Origin of the sequence: Corynebacterium sp. NML 150383 (genome assembly GCF_002285085.1) — a bacterium.
Classification (GTDB): domain Bacteria; phylum Actinomycetota; class Actinomycetes; order Mycobacteriales; family Mycobacteriaceae; genus Corynebacterium; species Corynebacterium gottingense.
On sequence record NZ_NSGK01000002.1, the window covers coordinates 122,038 to 140,078 of the forward strand.

General features: G+C 68.6%; 18 protein-coding genes. 12 read left to right on the plus strand and 6 right to left on the minus strand.

All coding sequences use genetic code 11. The annotated features are described in order from the left end of the window. Position 1: 1 nt before the first annotated feature. Together CKJ85_RS02585 and menE are read right to left on the minus strand one after the other, a co-directional pair. The gene (locus tag CKJ85_RS02585; RefSeq protein WP_095553335.1) at positions 2-715 is read right to left on the minus strand and encodes a hypothetical protein; all 714 of its coding nucleotides are present in this window, start codon (positions 713-715) and stop codon (positions 2-4) included. 82 nt (positions 716-797) lie between these two features. Further along, positions 798-1,946, minus strand: coding sequence for an o-succinylbenzoate--CoA ligase (menE, locus tag CKJ85_RS02590; RefSeq protein ID WP_095553336.1), 1,149 nt, complete (start codon positions 1,944-1,946; stop codon positions 798-800). Between the two features lie 67 nt (positions 1,947-2,013). Here menE and CKJ85_RS02595 point away from each other — a divergent pair, with 67 nt between their 5' ends. From CKJ85_RS02595 to CKJ85_RS02615, 5 genes are all read left to right on the plus strand, one after another. Beyond that, entirely contained in the window at positions 2,014-3,162 is a 1,149-nt protein-coding gene (locus CKJ85_RS02595) for an ATP-binding protein (RefSeq protein ID WP_158221601.1), read from the plus strand. Positions 3,163-3,171: 9 nt separating this feature from the next. Further along, entirely contained in the window at positions 3,172-4,260 is a 1,089-nt protein-coding gene (locus tag CKJ85_RS02600) for a sensor histidine kinase (protein WP_095553338.1), read from the plus strand. Continuing rightward, a complete protein-coding gene (locus CKJ85_RS02605) occupies positions 4,257-4,892 on the plus strand; it encodes a response regulator transcription factor (RefSeq protein ID WP_095553339.1) in 636 nt (211 codons plus the stop codon). Before CKJ85_RS02600 ends, CKJ85_RS02605 begins: the two co-directional genes overlap by 4 nt. A gap of 75 nt (positions 4,893-4,967) precedes the next feature. Then, a complete protein-coding gene (locus CKJ85_RS02610; protein WP_095553340.1) occupies positions 4,968-5,678 on the plus strand; it encodes an ATP-binding cassette domain-containing protein in 711 nt (236 codons plus the stop codon). Beyond that, the gene (locus tag CKJ85_RS02615) at positions 5,675-7,099 is read left to right on the plus strand and encodes a hypothetical protein (RefSeq protein ID WP_095553341.1); all 1,425 of its coding nucleotides are present in this window, start codon (positions 5,675-5,677) and stop codon (positions 7,097-7,099) included. The genes CKJ85_RS02610 and CKJ85_RS02615 overlap by 4 nt, the downstream gene beginning before the upstream one ends. Before the next feature lie 107 nt (positions 7,100-7,206). On the opposite strand, the gene CKJ85_RS02620 is transcribed toward CKJ85_RS02615, so the two are convergent. Further along, positions 7,207-8,139 (minus strand): 1,4-dihydroxy-2-naphthoyl-CoA synthase, encoded by a 933-nt coding sequence (locus CKJ85_RS02620; protein WP_095553342.1) that lies wholly within the window; start codon positions 8,137-8,139, stop codon positions 7,207-7,209. Between the two features lie 89 nt (positions 8,140-8,228). Here CKJ85_RS02620 and CKJ85_RS02625 point away from each other — a divergent pair, with 89 nt between their 5' ends. The 7 genes from CKJ85_RS02625 (at position 8,229) to CKJ85_RS02655 (ending at position 15,597) form a co-directional block, all read left to right on the plus strand. Next, a complete protein-coding gene (locus CKJ85_RS02625; protein ID WP_095553343.1) occupies positions 8,229-9,191 on the plus strand; it encodes an o-succinylbenzoate synthase in 963 nt (320 codons plus the stop codon). Between the two features lie 144 nt (positions 9,192-9,335). Then, positions 9,336-10,916 carry a DASS family sodium-coupled anion symporter gene (locus tag CKJ85_RS02630; protein WP_095553344.1) on the plus strand — a complete coding sequence of 527 codons (1,581 nt, stop codon included), beginning with the start codon at positions 9,336-9,338 and terminating at the stop codon, positions 10,914-10,916. 38 nt (positions 10,917-10,954) lie between these two features. Continuing rightward, a complete protein-coding gene (locus CKJ85_RS02635; RefSeq protein ID WP_095553345.1) occupies positions 10,955-11,530 on the plus strand; it encodes a hypothetical protein in 576 nt (191 codons plus the stop codon). A gap of 21 nt (positions 11,531-11,551) precedes the next feature. Beyond that, entirely contained in the window at positions 11,552-13,180 is a 1,629-nt protein-coding gene (gene menD / locus CKJ85_RS02640) for a 2-succinyl-5-enolpyruvyl-6-hydroxy-3-cyclohexene-1-carboxylic-acid synthase (RefSeq protein ID WP_095553346.1), read from the plus strand. Beyond that, positions 13,180-13,596, plus strand: a complete 417-nt coding sequence (locus CKJ85_RS02645; RefSeq protein WP_369825017.1) for a DUF3592 domain-containing protein — start codon at positions 13,180-13,182, stop codon at positions 13,594-13,596. Before menD ends, CKJ85_RS02645 begins: the two co-directional genes overlap by 1 nt. A gap of 63 nt (positions 13,597-13,659) precedes the next feature. Then, positions 13,660-14,859: a glycosyltransferase family 1 protein gene (locus CKJ85_RS02650; protein ID WP_095553348.1), complete on the plus strand. Its 1,200-nt coding sequence runs from the start codon at positions 13,660-13,662 to the stop codon at positions 14,857-14,859. Between the two features lie 21 nt (positions 14,860-14,880). Further along, on the plus strand, positions 14,881-15,597 hold the full coding sequence (locus tag CKJ85_RS02655; RefSeq protein WP_095553349.1) for a metal-dependent transcriptional regulator: 717 nt from the start codon (positions 14,881-14,883) through the stop codon (positions 15,595-15,597). Here the strand turns inward: CKJ85_RS02655 and CKJ85_RS02660 are convergent. Genes CKJ85_RS02660 through CKJ85_RS02670 form a run of 3 tightly spaced genes read right to left on the minus strand, consistent with a single transcriptional unit; the run spans position 15,503 to position 18,014 of the window. Next, positions 15,503-16,372 carry a metal ABC transporter permease gene (locus tag CKJ85_RS02660; protein WP_369825013.1) on the minus strand — a complete coding sequence of 290 codons (870 nt, stop codon included), beginning with the start codon at positions 16,370-16,372 and terminating at the stop codon, positions 15,503-15,505. The genes CKJ85_RS02655 and CKJ85_RS02660 overlap by 95 nt on opposite strands. Continuing rightward, entirely contained in the window at positions 16,369-17,109 is a 741-nt protein-coding gene (locus CKJ85_RS02665; RefSeq protein WP_095275097.1) for a metal ABC transporter ATP-binding protein, read from the minus strand. The genes CKJ85_RS02660 and CKJ85_RS02665 overlap by 4 nt, the downstream gene beginning before the upstream one ends. Beyond that, positions 17,106-18,014 (minus strand): metal ABC transporter substrate-binding protein, encoded by a 909-nt coding sequence (locus tag CKJ85_RS02670; protein WP_095537579.1) that lies wholly within the window; start codon positions 18,012-18,014, stop codon positions 17,106-17,108. The genes CKJ85_RS02665 and CKJ85_RS02670 overlap by 4 nt, the downstream gene beginning before the upstream one ends. Between the last annotated feature and the right edge of the window lie 27 nt (positions 18,015-18,041).

The window sequence follows — 18,041 nt, forward strand, 5'->3', positions numbered from 1 at the left end:
CTTACTTGCCCACCATCGGCAGCTTCGGCAGCTTCAGTCCGAGCTGTGGCAGGGCAAGCAGCCCGAGCAGCGCCAACAGCGCTGCGACGACCCCACCGATGATGGCTGGAACGTTCAGATCTGGCTTCGCGGTGGGGTAATCCACATTCGCCTGGGGGCCCTTGGCGCAGGCTGCGGCAGCGGCCACGTCGGCGTCGCTAAGCTGCACCTGCTTCACAGCGACCTTCCCGGCAGGCGTGGTGGACCAGGCGTCGTACAGTGCGGCGTCGCTCTTTGCGACTGCGAATGGCAGCTCGACGGGCTTCGTGTCGGAGCCGACGTGCCAGGAGTCCGTGTTGATGTCCTCGAGCGTGCGCTCTGTCGTCGGGTGGGTCTCCTTCAGCGTCTTCTGCGCGCTCGCGTACTGCCCGGCGAGCTGGGCGGGCAGCACCTTGGTCAGGTCTGCCTCCTCGCCCTTGAGCGTCTTCTCGTTTTCCGCGATGACGCCGGGGTAGACCGACTCAACTGCGGCGATGAAATCGCGGGCTTGCTCGTGCTCACCGATGGCCTTGGACTCGTCGAAAAGCGTGGAGATGAACTGCTTCTCGCCGGCAGTGAGGCTGACCGCACAGGTGCCTTCCTTGTCCTTCTGGGCGACGGTTGCGGCGTGGGCGGGTGCGGCGAGTGCGGAAAGCGCGATCGCGGTTGCGGCGACGCAAGCGGTGAGACGATGCATGGTGTCCTCCTTGTTTGAGGGATGGGTATGTACAACCCAAAGTGTGAAGGACACCGTGTTGCGAGAGCGTAAACGTTGAAGGCTAGTTCCCGCCAAACATTTCCGCCACCGCCACGCGGTCGACCTTGCCCGGGCCGAGCTGGGGGAGGGAAGGGACGGGGCGCAACTCCTTCGGGATCTGCCAGCGGGGCAGGTCTTGGAGCGCGTCCATCAGCTCGGCGACCTCGGCGGAGCCGGTGTAGGCGGCGCAGATGCGCTGGCCGAATCGCTCGTCGGCAACGCCGACAACGCAGGCGGAGGTCACGCCGGGCTGGGCGAGTAGGAAGCGCTCGAGCACTTCCGGCTGCAGCTTGAAGCCGCCGGTGGAGATCACGTTGTCCAGGCGGCCCTCGACGGCGAGTACGCCGTCGGTGATGTGGCCGGCATCGGAGGTGGTGAACCAGCGCTGGCCGTCCTCGTCGGTGGTAAACGGGTCGGGCTGCACGTCACCGCGATAGCCTTCGGCCACCATGGGGCCGCCGAGGACGATGCGGCCGCCGTCGAGGCGCACGCGCGCGCCGGCGATGGGCACGCCGTCGTAGACGCAGCCGCCCGAGGTCTCGGAGGAGCCGTAGGTGGTCACGACGTTGATGCGCAGCTTCTTCGCGGAGTCGAGGAGGCGGGGGTTGGTGGCGGCGCCGCCGACGAGGATGGCGGTGAAGCGTCGTAAAGCATCGATGCCCTGCATCGTGGAGGTGGCCTTGGCCAGCTGATGGGGCGAGAGCGCGGTGTAGCAGCGCTCGCCGGTGGCCGCGAGCTCCTCGGCGCGCGCGGCGAACTCGTTGATACTGAAGCCGTGGGAGAGGTCCAGGGCGGCGGGCTCGACGCCGGCGACCATGCTGCGCACCAGCACCTGGATGCCCGCGATGTAGGCGGCCGGCATGGCGAGCAGCCACTGGCCCTGGCCGCCGAGCGCCTGGTGGGTCGCGTCCGCGCTGGAGATGAGGTTGGCGGCGGTGAGCATCGCACCCTTGGGGCGGCCCGTGGAGCCGGAGGTGGCGACGACGAGGGCGACGTTGGCGTCGATAAGCTGCCCGACGCCCTGCGTATTGCGCAGCAGGTTGGCGCGGGTGGGGTCGTTGGTGGGCACCGGCAGGAGGGCGCGTTGGCCGGTGAGTGCCTCCTCGAGCGCGGGCATGATGGCCAGCGGGTTCGCGGGGTCGACGGGGAGGATCTCTAGGCGGTTGTTCACGGAGCTAGCCTAGCAAGCCGTATGAGTCTTTATGATTCGGCGATTCATAAACAGGTATAAAGGGGGCATGCAGCCTAGCCCGTACACCCCAGGCGAGATCGCGCCGGAAGTCTTCGGCCGCGAGCAGATCCTCGAGGACATCCGCCGCGACCTCGCCTTCATTATCGTCGAGCCGCGCTTTGTCGGCCGCATCCAGGTCTTCGCCGGCCCGCGCGGCGTGGGCAAAACGAGCCTACTGCGCGCCGCGCAAACCGACGCCGCGGCCAAGGGATTCGACACCCTGTGGGTCACCGCGGGCGACGGTCCGCTGCTCGCCTCGCTCGTCGAGGCGCTCGAGGAGGTCTCCAGCACCTGGCAGGGCTCGCTTGTCGACGCCCTCCGCTCCCTCATCTCCACCGCAAAAGTTGAGGTCGCGGGCATCTCGGTCAGCGGGGCGGCACCACGCAAGGGGACAGAAGCGGGCAGTCAGGGCCGCCGGCTCCAACGGCTGCTCGCCGCAGCGGGGCGCGCGGCGCGGGAACGCTCGCGCGGGCTCGTCCTGTTTATCGACGAGATCCAGAGCGCCGACGCCGACGGCATCAAAGCGCTCGCCTACGCCTGGCAGCACATGCAGTCCGAGCAGCGCGACCTGCCCATGGCCGCCTACACCGCAGGACTCAGCCACACCCAGGACGTGGTCACGGACGCGGTGAGCTTCGCCGAGCGCTTCGCCTACCAGCACCTGCACAACCTCACCCGCCCGCAGGCCGCGGACGCGCTGCGCAGCCTCGCCGCGGCGAAGGGGGTGCGCTGGTCCGACGACGCGCTCGAGGCCGCACTCGGATTCGCGGGTGGCTACCCCTACTTCATGCAGGTCATCGGCGACGAGACGTGGCGCGCCGCTGGCTTCCCGGGACCGGGCACGGTGCTGGAGGTGCCCCAGGTTGAGGCCGCCGGGGAGGGCTTCAACCAGATGCGCCAGACCTTCTTCCGCGCCCGCTGGAAGAAGGCCACACCCGCGGAGGCACGGATGCTGCGCGCCATGGCCACCGCGAGCGAGGGCAGCGCGGATGGGCCCGTGAAGCGCAGCGCCATCGCCGAGGCCATGGGACGCGACTCCAACGACTTGAGCATGGCGCGGCGATCCCTGCTGGACAAGGGGCTCATCGACACCTCCAGCCACGGCTACCTGGAGTTCACCGCGCCGGGCTTCGCCGAGTTCGTCCGGGGGCTGTAGGCGGTGAGGATGCGTACGGTCGACCTGGTCCTCGCCAGCCTCGCCGCGGTGCTGGCGCTGGTGTACACGGCCAGCGCGTTCGCGGAGCCGAGCGACGCATCCGGGTGGGTGCAGGCCCTGCTGTCCTGGGGGTTCGTCGCGGCGTTCGGGATGGTCACGGGGCGGGTGCGGTGGGCGTCGATAGGCATGATTGCCCTGAACGCGGCCTGGTCCGCGGTGTGGATCCTTGCACCGGTCAACCTGGGCTACACACTCTGGGTGCTGGCGGTGCCCGTGGCGGTGTTCGTGGCGCGCAGGTTCGCGGGCGGGCGCTTCGGCGCGGGTGTGCTTGCCGCGGCGATGGTGTGGGCGCTGGCCTCGCCGTTTATGTGGGCGTGGGACGAGCGCTTCGTTCTGTTCTACCGCTCAGGGGTGGATGCGGTACTCGCGCTCGCGGCGCACTGGGCGGTGCTTGCCGTGGCGTACCTGCTGGGCGCGAATCTGGCACGGGAGGAGGCAGGAAGGCGCGAGCGGCTGCGCGCGGCGCGCGAGCAGGAGCGGCTAGCCATCGCTGGCGACATCCACGACCTGCTCGGGCACACGCTCACGCTGATACGGGTGCAGGCGAACGCAGGGCTCGCGGCCGGGAACGAGCGTGAGGCGCTGAAACAGATCAGCGCGGAGGCAGGCGAGGCGCTCACGGACATCCGCCGGCTCGTGCGCAGCCTTCGCGACGGTGGCAGCGGAGTGGAGCCAACCGCCGGTGTGGAGGAGCTGCCTGAGCTGGTGCAACGCTTCCGGGACGCGGGGGTGCGCGTCAGCTACGAGGGCGGCGCGCTGCCGCAGGTGCCCGCCGTGAGCAGCCTGGCCGCCCACCGCATCGTCGCCGAGGCCGTGGCCAACGCCGCGCGCCACCAGGAGGACCCGGACGTGCGCGTGCGGGTGGAGGCGGCAGACCGGCTCGCCGTGACCGTCGCGTCGACCGGGCCGATCCGCCCCCGCCCCGGCGCGGGCACCGGACTGGAGGGCTGTCGCGAGCGCGCCGCCAGCGCGGGCGGCACGCTGTCGACCGAGCAGCGCGGGGACACCTTTATCGTGCGCGCGGAGCTGGGCCGATGATTCGCATTTTGCTTGCCGACGACCAACCGCTCCTCCTTTCCGCCCTGTCCACCATCCTCGCGGCGCAGCCGGACTTGGAGGTCGTGGCCACCGCGAAGGACGGGGCGCAGGCGGTGGAGCGGGCGCGGGCGCACCGCATCGACGTGGCGGTGCTGGACATCCGCATGCCGGTGCTCGACGGCATCGCCGCCGCCGCGCAGATCCTCCCGCTCGGCGCGCGGGTGATCATGCTCACCACGTTTGACGACGACGCCTTAATCCAGTCCGCCATCGACGCCGGCGTCCACGGCTTCCTGCTCAAAGACGCGGACCCGGACGTGCTCGCGGACGCGGTGCGCACCGTCGCGCGCGGCGAGTCCGTCCTGGCCAGCGGGGTGACGGGGCGCGTCATGCAGTGGGCTCGCGAAGGGAAAGGCGAGCCGCCAGCCCGGTCATTGCTCGACGGGCTCACCGCCCGCGAGCTGGACGTGCTCGCCGAGGTCGGCCGCGGGGCCACCAACGCCGAGATCGCGCAGCGGCTCTTCATCGCCGAAACCACCGTGAAAACGCACGTGTCCAGCCTGCTGTCCAAGCTGGGCGCGCGCGACCGGATCGCGCTCGTGCTCATCGCGCAGCGCGCCGGGATCTCCTGATCTCCTCCCACGGGAGGAGTGAAGTTCCGCCCGCGGGGCGATGTGGCGCGCCGGGCTGGTGGCGAGGATTGGGGTATGACTTCACCACAGCTAGCGTGCGAGGGCGTGACCGTGTCCTACGGCGCCCACCGCGTGCTTACCGACGTCTCTCTGCACACCACCCCCGGCCGCGTCCACGCGCTGCTCGGGCCCAACGGGGCTGGCAAGTCCACGCTCATGAAGGTCCTGCTCGGGCTCCTCGCGCCTGAGGACGGCGAGGTCACGCTCATGGGTCAGCCCTTTGCGCGGGCGAATCTGCGCCACGTAGGCGCCTCTATCAACGACCCCGCCTTCTATAGCCACCTAAGCGCCCGCAACAACCTGCGCGTGCACACCACGCTGCTCGGCCTGCCAGATTCGGAGGCGGATCGTGTCCTCCAATTCGTGGGGCTCCAGGACGCGGGCAAGAAGAAAGCGGGCGCGTTTTCCACCGGCATGAAGGGCCGGTTGGCGCTCGCGCAGGCCCTGCTCGGCGAGCCAGAGGTGCTCATTCTCGACGAACCCCAGAACGGACTTGACCCCGAGGGCATCGCCCACCTGCGCGCCTACCTGCGCGAATACGCCGCCGCGGGGCGCACCGTGCTGGTCAGCTCCCACCAGCTTGGCGAGGTCGTGCACATGGCTGACGATGCCACCGTCATCGCCGGCGGTAGCGTGCGCTTTGCCGGCCAGCTCGCGCAGCTGGGGCCGAACCTGGAGGAGTCCTTCTTCCGGCTCACCGCCGGCGGGAACGGGGGAGCGCAGTGAATTACCTGCACGCTGAATGGATCCGCTCGCGCGGCTCGACCCTGTGGTGGCTCGCCGGGGCGGGCCTGCTGTTCGGCTGCGTGTTCGCGGCGTTCTCGCTCGTCGGCCGGGTAGAGACGGCACGCGACCTGATGAACTGGCAAGGCCTCCTGGTCACCGCACTCGCCGCGCCGGTCGCGACCCTGTTCGCCGGCGTGGCGGAGACCCGCGAGCGTTCGTCACGTTCGGGCGGGACCGACTGGCGGCCGGTGGACCCCCGCCGCGTGCGCGCTGCCCGCCTCGCCGTGGTGTGGGCCGCACTCGGTGTGTTCTGCGCCGCGGACTTCGGGGTGAACTGGCTGGCCGCAGTCGTTTTTAGGCTCGACGGTGCGGACGAGGTGCTTGCCGTCGGCGCCGCCGTCTGGGTCGGCATGTGCGGCGTGGCGGGCGTGGCCGCCGCGTTGGTGCGCCGGGTCGGCATGCTGACCACGTTGGTGGTGGCGCTGGTGTACCAGGTCGAGCTCGGCTACTTCTGCGACCGCGACTGGTGGTGGGCCAACCCCGCCGCCTGGCCGCTGCGTCTCGAGCTTCCGCTCATGGGGCTGCAATTCAACCTGCTGCCGTTGGAACCCGGATCGGCCCTGGACCGGCAGTCGCCCTGGGCGCCACTCGCGCTGTGCCTCCTGCTTGCCGCCTTCGGTGCGGCGTGCGCGGTGTGGACGGAGCCGCGCCGGGAGCGCCGGCGTCGCACGACCGCACACGTCGTGGCCGCACCGCGGGCAGCAGGGCCCGCGGTGCCGCGCCCGGCGCGGGTGGGATTCGTTGCGGCGCTGCGGGGTGTGTATGGGGCGGGGCGGGTGGCGTCGTTAAGCGTGCTGCTCCTGCTCACCGCGATGGTGATGCTGGTGGCGATGCGCTACCCCGTCGATGTGCGGCGCGCGCTGGAGACCTACCTCATCCTGCCGGTCGGCGCGGGGGTGCTGCCCACCCTGGTGTGGCCGAGGCTGCGGCCCGCGTGGCAGCTCATGCGAGTCGAGCACCCGGGCGTGGGCGCCGCGCTGCGGGTGTGGACGTGCGGCGTGGTCGCGCTCGTGGTGGTGTTCGGGGCGCTGACCAGCGGTTTTGGTGTGGTTGGAAGCGCTATCGCACTGCTCACGACGAGTACGCTCGCGCTGACCGCGCTGTATATTACTGTGCGGTTCGGCGTCGCGTGGACGCTCGCGGCGACGCTGGTGTGGACCGTGTTGTCCGTGACGATTGGTGGCGACGTACTAGCGGGCAGCTGGCTGTGGGTGCTCGCCGTGCCGGTCTGGGCGGAGACCGCGACGACCCCGCTGCGCGCGGCGGTGGCGCTGGGCGGTGGGGTGCTGCTGGCGACGGGGGCGTGGGCTGCGGCGGGGAGGGCGCTGGCAGATCCCGCTCGGCGTCAATCGGCTGGATGACGAGAAGGGGGCGACGAACTCGTTGATTTTCTCCGCGTCCTCGTCATCCTCATCTCGTCATCTGGGGCGGCAGCGCCGTCTAGCCAGCAACGAGCAGCAAAGCGCCCCTAGTAGTAAAACGGGAACTCGTCCCAACGCGGCGGGCGCTTCTCCAAGAAGGAGTCGCGGCCCTCGACGGCCTCGTCGGTCATGTACGCCAGGCGAGTCGCCTCGCCGGCGAAGACCTGCTGTCCCATGAGCCCGTCGTCGGTGAGGTTGAACGCGAATTTGAGCATGCGCTGCGCGGTGGGCGACTTGCCGTTGATCTCGCGGGCGGCCTGGATCGCTTCCTCCTCCAAGTCGGCGTGCGAAGCGACGATGTTCACCGCGCCCATGCGCTGCATCTCTTCGGCCGAGTAGGTCCGGCCCAAAAAGAAGATCTCGCGGGCGAACTTCTGCCCCACCATCTTGGCCAGGTAGGCCGAGCCGTAGCCGGCGTCGAAGGAGCCGACGTCCGCGTCGGTCTGCTTGAAGCGGGCCTCCTCGCGCGAGGCGATGGTGAGGTCGCAGACCACGTGCAGCGAGTGCCCGCCTCCGGCCGCCCAGCCGCCCACCACCGCGATGACCACCTTGGGCATCGTGCGGATCAGGCGCTGCACCTCAAGGATGTGTAGGCGCCCGCCCTCTGCCTTCACTCGCGCGGTGTCGATGGTCTCGGCCGTATCGCCACCGGCGTACTGGTATCCGGAGCGGCCGCGGATGCGCTGGTCGCCGCCCGAGCAGAACGCCCAGCCGCCGTCCTTTTCGGAGGGGCCGTTGCCAGTGAGCAGCACCACACCGACGTCAGGTGAGCGCCGCGCGTGGTCGAGTGCTTGGTAGAGCTCGTCAACCGTGTGGGGACGGAACGCGTTGCGCACTTCCGGGCGGTCAAACGCGATGCGCACGATTCCGTCGGCGCGGGACTCGCCGACGTGGCGGTGGTAGGTGATGTCGGTGAAGTCGAAGCCCTCGACGCTGCGCCACTGGGCGGGGTCGAACGGCTGGGAGGTGGAGTAACTCATGGGACTGCATCCTACCTACCTGCGCGTGCACTCCCGCAGGCAAATTACAGTAGCAAGAACATGACGATGTTTATGGAAGGGAAAACAGTTTGCTGCCCACCGCCGACGAGATCCTGCAGCGCGCGCACGTCGTGTCGCTGCCCATGGCCGTGCGATTCCGCGGTATCACCACCCGCGAGGCCCTGCTCATCGACGGGCCCGCTGGCTGGGGCGAGTTCGCGCCCTTCCTCGAGTACGGGCCGGAAGAGTCCGCAGCGTGGCTGCGCGCCGGGATCGAAGCCGCCTTCGAGGGCCTCCCCGCAGCTGAGGGCGAGGTCAAGGTCAACGGCACCGTTCCCGCCGTGCCCGCCGACCAGGTCGAGCGCGTGCTCGACCGTTACCCGGAGGAGATCAACACGTTCAAGGTCAAGGTCGCGGAGAAGGGGCAGTCGCTTGCCGACGACACCGCCCGCCTCGCCCGCGTCCACACCCTCCGCCCCGACGCGCGCCTGCGCGTGGACGCCAACCGGGCCTGGACCGTCGACGAGGCCTGCGAAGCGATCGACGCGCTCGAGCGCGTGGCCGAGCTCGAGTACGTGGAGCAGCCCTGCGCCACCGCCGAGGAGCTCGCGGAGGTGCGCCGCCGCGTCGCCTCTCCGATCGCCGCGGACGAGTCGATCCGCAAGGCGAGCGACCCCTACCGCGTCGCCGAGCTGGGCGCGGCGGACGTCGCCGTGTGCAAGGTCGCCCCGCTGGGCGGGGTGCGCCCGCTGGTGCGGATCTCGCGCGAGCTGGGCCTGGGCGTGACCGTGGCCAGCGCGCTGGACACCGCGGTGGGCATGGACGCCGGGCTGGTCGCCGCGCAGCTCACGGGCTCACGCGCGGCGGGCCTGGCCACCCAAAACCTGTTCGCGGAGGACGTGGCGGCGCCGCGCGAGATTGTCGGCGGCCGCCTCCGTATCAGCCGCACCGTGCCCGATCCGGAGCGGCTCCACGGCCTGCGTGCGGGCGGCGAACGCGAAAACTGGTGGTTCCAACGCGTGCGCGACTGCCTCCCCTACATACGGGGGTAGTGCGCCCGGGAGTGCCCTACGGAATGCCAAAGGAATGTCCGGTTTTTCACCCGGTGCACTAAACTTTTTTACAGGTGATTGTGAAAAAGAATACCAATCATGCTGTGGAAACAGTACTGAACACGTTGGAAAGTAGGTGGGGCAATGTCTACCCCCGTTGTGCATGACTCATCCGCGCTGTCGGATGGCGATCTCGCCAAAGCCCCAGAACCAGGCGAGTGGCGCCGCCAGCTGATCGGCCTGATCCTCGGCGTCGCACTCGCGGCGCTCATCTGGTTCATTTTCCCCGCGAGCGCCCCGGACACGGTGTCGCAATCCGCAGGTGCGAAGCCAGACGTGGAGTACACCGCGCAGGCGATGCGCGTCGTCGCCGCCACCACGGTGCTCATGGCGGTGTGGTGGATGACGGAGGCGATCCCGTTGGCCGCGACCGCGCTGCTGCCCATCGCCATCTTCCCCGTCATGGGGGTGGCCGAGTTTTCCAAGGTGTCGTCCCCGTACGCCTCCGCCACCATCTTCCTGTTCATGGGCGGCTTCCTCATGGCGCTGGGCCTGCAGCGCTGGAACCTGCACCGGCGCCTCGCGCTCGTAGTGGTCAAGCTGGTGGGGACGAGCCCGAAGCGCATCATCCTGGGCTTCATGATCGCCACGGGCTTCATGTCCATGTGGGTTTCCAACACCGCGACCGCCGTGGTCATGTTGCCCATCGGCACCTCCGTGCTCATGCTCACCGCGGACACCGTGGGCGGCATGCAGAACCAGAAGAAGTTCGGGACCGCGCTGATGCTGGCGATCGCGTACTCGGCGTCGATAGGCTCACTCGGCACGCTCATCGGCACCCCGCCGAACGCGCTGCTGCAGGGCTACATGAAGGAGGCACACGGCATCACCATCGGCTTCGGTCAGTGGATGCTGGTTGGCATGCCGGTGGCCATCGCGTTCACCTTCATCGCTTGGTGGGTGCTCATCACCGTGTTCAAGCCGGAGATTGACCACATTCCGGGCGGCAAGGAGCTCATCGAGGCGGAGATCCGCAAGCTCGGTCCGTGGACCTTCCCGCAGATTGCCGCGGGCATCATCTTCCTCCTCGCGGCGCTGGCCTGGATCTTCATCCCGCTGGGCATCAAGCAGTTCGGCTGGGACTTCCCGTACGACGACGCCATCGTGGGCATCATCGCCGGCCTGCTCATGTTCATCATCCCGGGCAAGAAAAACGGCAAGCGCCTGCTTGACTGGGAGACGGCGAACGAGATGCCGTGGGACGTCCTCCTCCTCTTCGGCGGCGGGCTGTCGCTCTCCGCAATGTTCACCGCCACGGGCCTGTCGCTCTGGATCGGCGAGGCCGCCAAGGGCCTGGCCGTCCTGCCGGTCTTCCTGCTCATCTTCGCCATCGCCGCCCTCGTGCTCGGCCTGACGGAGCTGACCTCCAACACCGCAACCGCGGCGACGTTCCTGCCCATCATGGGCGGTGTGGCAGTGGGCATCGGGCTTACCGACGCCAGCGAGATGAACGTCCTCCTCCTCGCCATCCCCGTGGCGCTGTCCGCCACCTGCGCGTTCATGCTCCCGGTGGCCACCCCGCCGAACGCCATCGCGTACTCCTCGGGCTACGTCACCATGGGCGAGATGATCAAGGGCGGCATCTGGCTCAACGCGATCGCGCTGGTCCTTATCGCCCTGGCCACTTACTTCCTCGCCGTCCCCGTGTTCGGGTTGGTGCTCTAGATACCGCCCTGCTGTCACTGGCGCGTTAGGCTATCCGCATGGATAACCAGACGCGCCAGTTTGGCGTTCCGGAGGAACCACCGCAGCGTCCCCGCCCCAAGCAGTACTTCCCCGACCCTGCTGAACAGGAACGCCCGCGCTACCAGGAGCCCCCGCGCTACGAGCAACCCCGTTACGAGCAGCCGCAGTACACCCAGCCGGCGCCGCCGGAGCCCGAGCCGCGCTACTACGAGGAGCCGGAGGAGCGCTCCAACACACTCGCCATGGTGCTGGGCGTGCTGCTCGCCATTGCGCTGGCGGCGGGCGTGGTGTTCTTCCTCCTGTGGCGCGGCGCGTCCGCCGAGGCCTCGAAGCCGCCGGTGACCGTGACCAACACCCAGACCGAGACCGTCACATCGACGGAGACGACCACGAAGCGCCCGTCGCTGTTCGGCGACCGCGACAGGGATTCCCGTGAGCCGGAGCCGACGGCGCTCACTGAGTCCGAGCTGTCCGAGCTGCCTGACCTCCCGGAGGCGCCCGACGTGCAGGTCCCCGACGGGGTGCGCACGGGTGCCGAGGACCTCCTGGACGAGCTGCGCCGCGGCGCGGACGACATTCTTCAGAACCAGTAGCCACCGCTAGACTGGGCACTCATGGAAACGCTCCCTGAATCGCTTGCCGTTGCCCGCGTGATTGCCCAGCGCCTGGCTGACAACGTCACCGACGTGGTCATGAGCCCGGGTTCGCGCAATTCGCCCCTGGCCTATGCGCTCATGGCCCGCAGGGACCTCCGCGTGCACATGCGTATTGACGAGCGCTCGGCCGCCTTCACCGCGCTCGGCCTCGCGCGCGTTCAACGCCGGCACGTGGGCGTCGTCATGACCTCGGGCACCGCGGTGGCGAACGCGCTGCCCGCGATGGTGGAGGCGCACATGTCGCACACCCCGCTGGCCGTCGTGAGTGCGGACCGCCCGGCCCGGCTGGTGGGCACGGGGGCATCGCAAACAATTTGGCAAGACGGGATCTTCGGCCGCTACGCCGCCACCCAGCAGGTGGCCACGGAGGCGGACGCCGCCGCCGTGTCCTTCGCGGCGGACCAGGTCCACATCAACGTCGCCCTGGACACCCCGCTCGTGCCCGACACGCTCCCGGCGCCGGAGGGCGAGCCGCGCCGGGTCGGCCCGGGCCGCCTGAGCACGCCGCCGACCTGGGTGGACCACGGCGCCGTGGACGTGGACCTGACCCGCAACACCCTCGTCATCGCGGGCGACGAGGCCTGGGACGTCCCCGGCCTCGAGCACGTGCCCACCATCGCGGAGCCGACTGCGCCCGCCCCCTTCCACCAGGTACACCCGCTGGCGGCGCGCTTCTTTGCCAAGAGCGAGGTCGCCATCTCCCACGACGGCGGCGACTTCTCCGCGGAAACCAAGCCGGACCAGCTCATCGTGGTGGGGCACCCCACCCTGCACCGCGACGTCATGGCGCTCATGGCGGACCCGGACATCGAGGTCATCGGCATCTCGCGCACCGATACGTTCACCGGCCACCCGGACCGGCGCGGCTCCCGCGTCAACGCCACCGGACAGTCCACGGACGCCTGGATCAAGATCTGCGAGGCCGCGGGCGAGGTCGGCGCCCAGACCGTGCGCGACGCACTCACTGAGGACGAGTTCGGGCTGACCGGCATGCACGTCGCTGCCGCCGTGTGCGACACCCTCGGCGTGGGCGACACGCTCGTCGTCGGCTCCTCCAACCCGGTTCGCGACGTGAGCATGGTGGGCATGCCGTTCGACGGCGTGACCACCATCTCCGCGCGCGGGGCCGCGGGTATCGACGGCACCGTCTCCCAGGCCGTCGGCGTGGCCCTGGCGACGCAGGCCCTGCACCCCGACGAGATCAGGGCCCCGCGCACCGTCGCCCTCATGGGCGACCTAACATTCCTGCACGACGTAAACGGCCTGCTCATCGGCCCCGACGAGCCGCGCCCCGGGAACCTCACCATCGTGGTGGCCAACGACGACGGCGGCGGGATCTTCCACACGCTCGAGGCTGGGGCGGAGAGCGTGGAGCGCGACTTTGAGCGGGTGTTCGGGACGGGGCATCACGTGGGCGTCGAGAAGCTTGCCCAGGCATATGGCGCCGACTACGAGCACGCCGGCAGCCTGCAGGAACTCCTGCAGACCCTGATCCGGCTCGAGGCGGAGCCGAACCCGATCACCGTGGTGGAGGTCGACACGACGCGGGCGACCCGGCGGGCACTGGCGCAGAGGCTCGCCCGGTGATCAATTGGTGGCGGCGCGGGCAACAGGCGCTGCTGGCGCTCTACCTGGCCACGCTGCTGGGGGCGGTGGCGATGGTCGGGGGAGCTGCGATGAACGACGCCCGCATCATGGCCGACCCCGGACGCGGCATGGCCACGGTGACCGGGGTGAGCGCGGTGCGCACCTCTGTGGAATACCAAGACGAGGAGGGGCGGCACTTCTCGCCCCCGAGCGGGCTGCTTTACCCCTCCGGGCTGGGGGAAGGGCAGCAGGTCTGGGTGACCTACGCCAAGAGCAACCCGGACCTGGTGAAGGTTGAGGGGCGCGGGTGGGTGCTCTCGCTCATCCCCGCGGGCTCGGTGGCGGTCGTGGCCACCGGTGTGTTCGCGCTGGCGTGGACGTGGGTGCGTCGATCAGCGCCCAAACGTTCACGTTGAGTTAGAACAAAGTTTGATCACTCGTAGAGTCTCGTTTGCATGCACATGGGAAGGTTCGAAAGTATGCGAGTCGGAATTGTCGCGGAATCATTCCTCCCGAACATCAACGGAGTCACCAACTCGGTGCTCCGCGTCCTGGAGTACCTGAAGGCGGAGGGCCACGAGGCGCTCGTCGTCGCGCCGGGTGCTCGCGACTTCCAGGAAGAGGTCGCGGACTACCTGGGCTTTCCTATCGTGCGCGTGCCCACGATGCGCGTGCCGCTGGTGGATTCGCTGCCCATCGGCGTGCCCACCACCACCGTGACCGCGGCGCTGGCGGAGTTCGAGCCGGACATCATTCACCTGGCCAGCCCGTTCGTGCTCGGCGGCGCGGGCGTGTTCTCCGCGATGCAGCTCGGCGTGCCGGCCGTGGGCCTGTACCAGACCGACGTGGCCGGCTTTGCCACCAAATACCAGCTTTCCGCCGTGGCCGCGCTGGCCTGGGACTGGACCCGCAACATCCACAACCGCTGCCAGCTCAACCTCGCCCCGTCATCGGAGGCGATCCGGGAGCTGGAGTCGCACGGCATCAAGAACGTGAAGCGCTGGGGTCGCGGCGTGAACGCGGAGCTGTTCAACCCGTCGAAGCGCTCCGACATGCTGCGCTACCAGTGGGATCCCACCGGCACGAAGAAGGTTGTCGGCTTTGTCGGCCGCCTGGCCAGCGAGAAGAGTGTGTGCCGCCTGGCCGTCCTGGAGCAGGACCCGGACATCCAGCTCGTGATCGTGGGCGACGGCCCGGAGCGCGACGCGCTCCAGGAGCTCATGCCCTCCGCCGTGTTTACCGGCGCGCTGTCCGGCGAGCAGCTGGCCCGCGCCTACGCGTCGCTGGACCTGTTCGTGCACACCGGCGAGTTCGAGACCTTCTGCCAGGCCATCCAGGAAGCCCAGGCCTCCGGCGTGCCCACCATCGGCCCGAAGGCCGGCGGCCCAATCGACCTCATCCAGGACGGGGAGAACGGCCTGCTGCTGGAGGTCGACACCTTCAGCGAGGAACTTCCCGACGCCGCCCGCTACCTGCTTGACCCCGCCCGGCTGGACGAACTCAAGCACAACGCGCGCGAATCCGTAGCGGATAAGACCTGGGACGCCCTGTGCGAGCAGCTGATGGGCTACTACGAAGAAGCGCGCGCTGGCTACCACGGCAATGTGATCAACCTGCTCGGGCGCAGCATCGCGCTGCCGAAGTGGGCGGGGCTGCGTCGCAAGTCGCGCGGGGCTTAAAGCCGGGTAGACTGGCCCACTATGTCAGTCTCGGACCTGTCTGCAAGCACCCAGGATTACCTCAAGGCGATCTGGGAGCTTGAAGAGTGGTCGGACCGGCCCGCTACCACCTCGATGATCGCGAAGGCGCTGGGTGTGAAGCAGTCGACGGTGTCCGACACCGTGCGCAAGCTGGCTGACCAAGAGCTGGTCTCGCACAAGCGTTACGGCTCCGTGCAACTGACGGAGCAGGGGCGGGCGCACGCGGTGCAGATGGTGCGCCGCCACCGTCTGATCGAGACTTTCCTGGTGCAAGTGCTCGACTACTCCTGGGACGAGGTTCACGATGAAGCCGAACAGCTCGAGCACGCCGTCTCCGACCTTTTAGTGGAGCGGGTGGCGGCGCTGCTGCACCACCCGACGCGCGACCCCCACGGCGACCCGATCCCCGCCGCCGATGGCTCGATACACGCCCCCGACGCAGTCACCCTGAGCACGGTGGAACCAGGCAGCGACGTAGTCATCGAGCGAATTTCCGACGATGACCCGGAGCTGCTGCGCTTCCTGCACGCCCACGGCCTGAACGTCGGCTCGCACCTCCACGTGGCCGAGGGCGCGCCCTTTTCCGGGGCAGTGGAAGTGCAAAACGCGGCCGACGGCGTGATTATCCCGCTGGGGCGTGCTGCGACTGACGCGGTGTACGTGAGCGCGCTCGGGCACGCACCAGCCCCCGCGGCCCAAAAAGATACACGAGCGTAAACACGCACGCCTGCGCGAGCACCATCATCGCCCCCGTGGCGGTGTCCAGGTAGTAGCTGCAGTACAGGCCCACCACCGCGCAGGCCGCGGCCATGGCAGGTGCGATAAGCAGCATCTTCCCAAAGGAATCGGTGAGCAGGTACGCCGTCGCGCCGGGAATGATCAGCATGGCAACAACCAGGATTACGCCCACGACCTGCAGCGCCACCACAGTCGTCAGTGCGAGCAGGGCGAGCAACCCGGCACCGATCGCGCGCGGGCTGAGCCCGATCGCGTGCGCGTGGATGGGGTCGAAGGCGTAGAGCGTCAGATCCCGCCGCTTGATGAGCAGCGCGCCAAACACGAGCACGGCAAGACCGATTACTTGCAGCATCTCCGCGCGGGACACGCCCAGCAGGTTGCCAAAGATGATGTGGTTTAGATCCGTGTGCGAGGGCGTGACCGAGATCAGCACCAGCCCGAAGGAGAAGAGCGAGGTAAACACGATGCCGATCGCGGCGTCCTCTTTGACCCGCGAGGTGTTGCGCACCAGGCCGATCAGGGCGACCGCGAGGAAGCCGAAGAGCACGGCGCCGACGGCGAAAGGCGCGCCCACGATGTAGGAGAGCACCACGCCGGGCAGGACCGCGTGGGAGACCGCATCGCCCATCAGCGACCAGCCCACCAGCACGAGCCAGCAGGACAGCATCGCGCAGACGATGGAAGCAGTCAGCGCGGTGGCCAGCGCCCGGCTCATGAAGCTGTAGTTCAGCGGATCCAACAAGAGTGACATCATGCGTGTGCCTCCGTTTGCGTCGGGGTCATGCCGAAGCCGAGGGCGAGGTTTTCCGGCCGCAGCACGTCTTCGGTGGGGGCGTGCATGAGCACGCGCTTGTTCAGCAGAACGGATTCCTCCGCGAGTGCGGGCAGGGCGGCGAAGTCGTGCGTGGAGACAAACAGCGTGGTGCCTTCGGCGACGAGTTCGCGCAGCAGTGCGGTGATCGTCGCTTCGGATTGCTTATCGACGCCCGCGAACGGCTCGTCGAGAAGCATAATGCTCGCGCCCTGCGCAATGCCGCGCGCGACGAAAGCGCGCTTCTTCTGCCCACCCGAAAGCTGGCCGATCTGGCGGTCGGCGAAGCGGGTCAGGTGCGTGCGCTCGAGGGCCGCATCGACGGCGGCCTCGTCGCGGCGGCGCGGGCGACGCGTCAACCTCATGTGGCCGTAGCGGCCGGTCATGACGACCTCGCGCACGGTGATCGGGAACTGCCAATCCACCTCTTCGCTTTGCGGGACGTAAGCGACTACCTGGGCCTTGCGTGCGGCGGCGGGGTCCGCGCCGTTGATCTGCACTGTGCCCGCGTCGGGCTTGACCAGGCCCATGATCGCCTTGAACAGGGTGGATTTGCCCGAACCGTTCATTCCGATGAGCCCGCAGGCTCGGCCCGGGGCGATGGCGACGCTGGCCTCGCGCAGGGCCTCGACGTCGCCGTAGCGTACGGTCACGCCTTCGACGCTGATCGCGGGCGTCATGATGCCTGCCCCGTAAGGCCCTCGATGATGGCGGAAGAGTCGTGCTTGATCAGGTCCAGGTAGGTGGGCACGGGGCCGTCCTCGGGTGAAAGGGAGTCGACGTAGAGGGTGTCGCCGAGCTGGGAACCCGTGGCGTCGACAACCTGCTGCATGGCCGCGTTGGAGACAGTCGACTCGCAGAAGACGGCGGGTACCTCGTTGTGCTTGACAAACTCGATGGTGCGGGCGATCTGCTGCGGGGTCGCCTCGTTTTCTGCGTTGACCGGCCAGATGTACTGCTCCTGCAGCCCGGCGTCGCGGGCGAGGTAGGAAAACGCGCCCTCGCAGGTCACCAGCGCGCGCTGCTGCTCGGGGAGCGCCGAAAGTTCGCGCGTCATCTCGTCCTGGATTTCCTGCAGCTGCGCCTTGTAGCTCGCCCCGTTTTCCGCGTACTGCTCGGCGTGCTCCGGGTCGAGCTCACTGAAGGCGTCGACGATGTTGTCCACGTAGGTCTGCACATTTTTCGGGCTCATCCAGGCGTGCGGGTTGGGTTTGCCGGCGTAGGCGTCCTCGGTGATGTCGATCGGGTCGATGCCTTCGGAAACGACCGTGTGCGGCACATCGGTCTCTTCCACGAACTGGGCGAACCAGTTTTCCAGGTTGAGACCGTTATCCAGGATGAGATCCGCCTCTGAGGCCTTGGCGATGTCACCCGGGGTGGGCTCGTACCCGTGGATCTCGGCACCAGGTTTGGTGATGGATTCCACCCGCAGGTGTTCGCCGGCGACGTTGGCGGCGATGTCTTGGATGACGGTGAAAGTGGTCAAAACGACCGGTTCATCGCCGGAGGAGGGGGTGTTTGCGCAGCTTGTCGTGCTGCAGGCGAGGAGGAGGGTGGCGCAGACGCCGAGTGCCCGTCGGATCATGGTGTGCCTTTCTCTTTCGATGTGTCT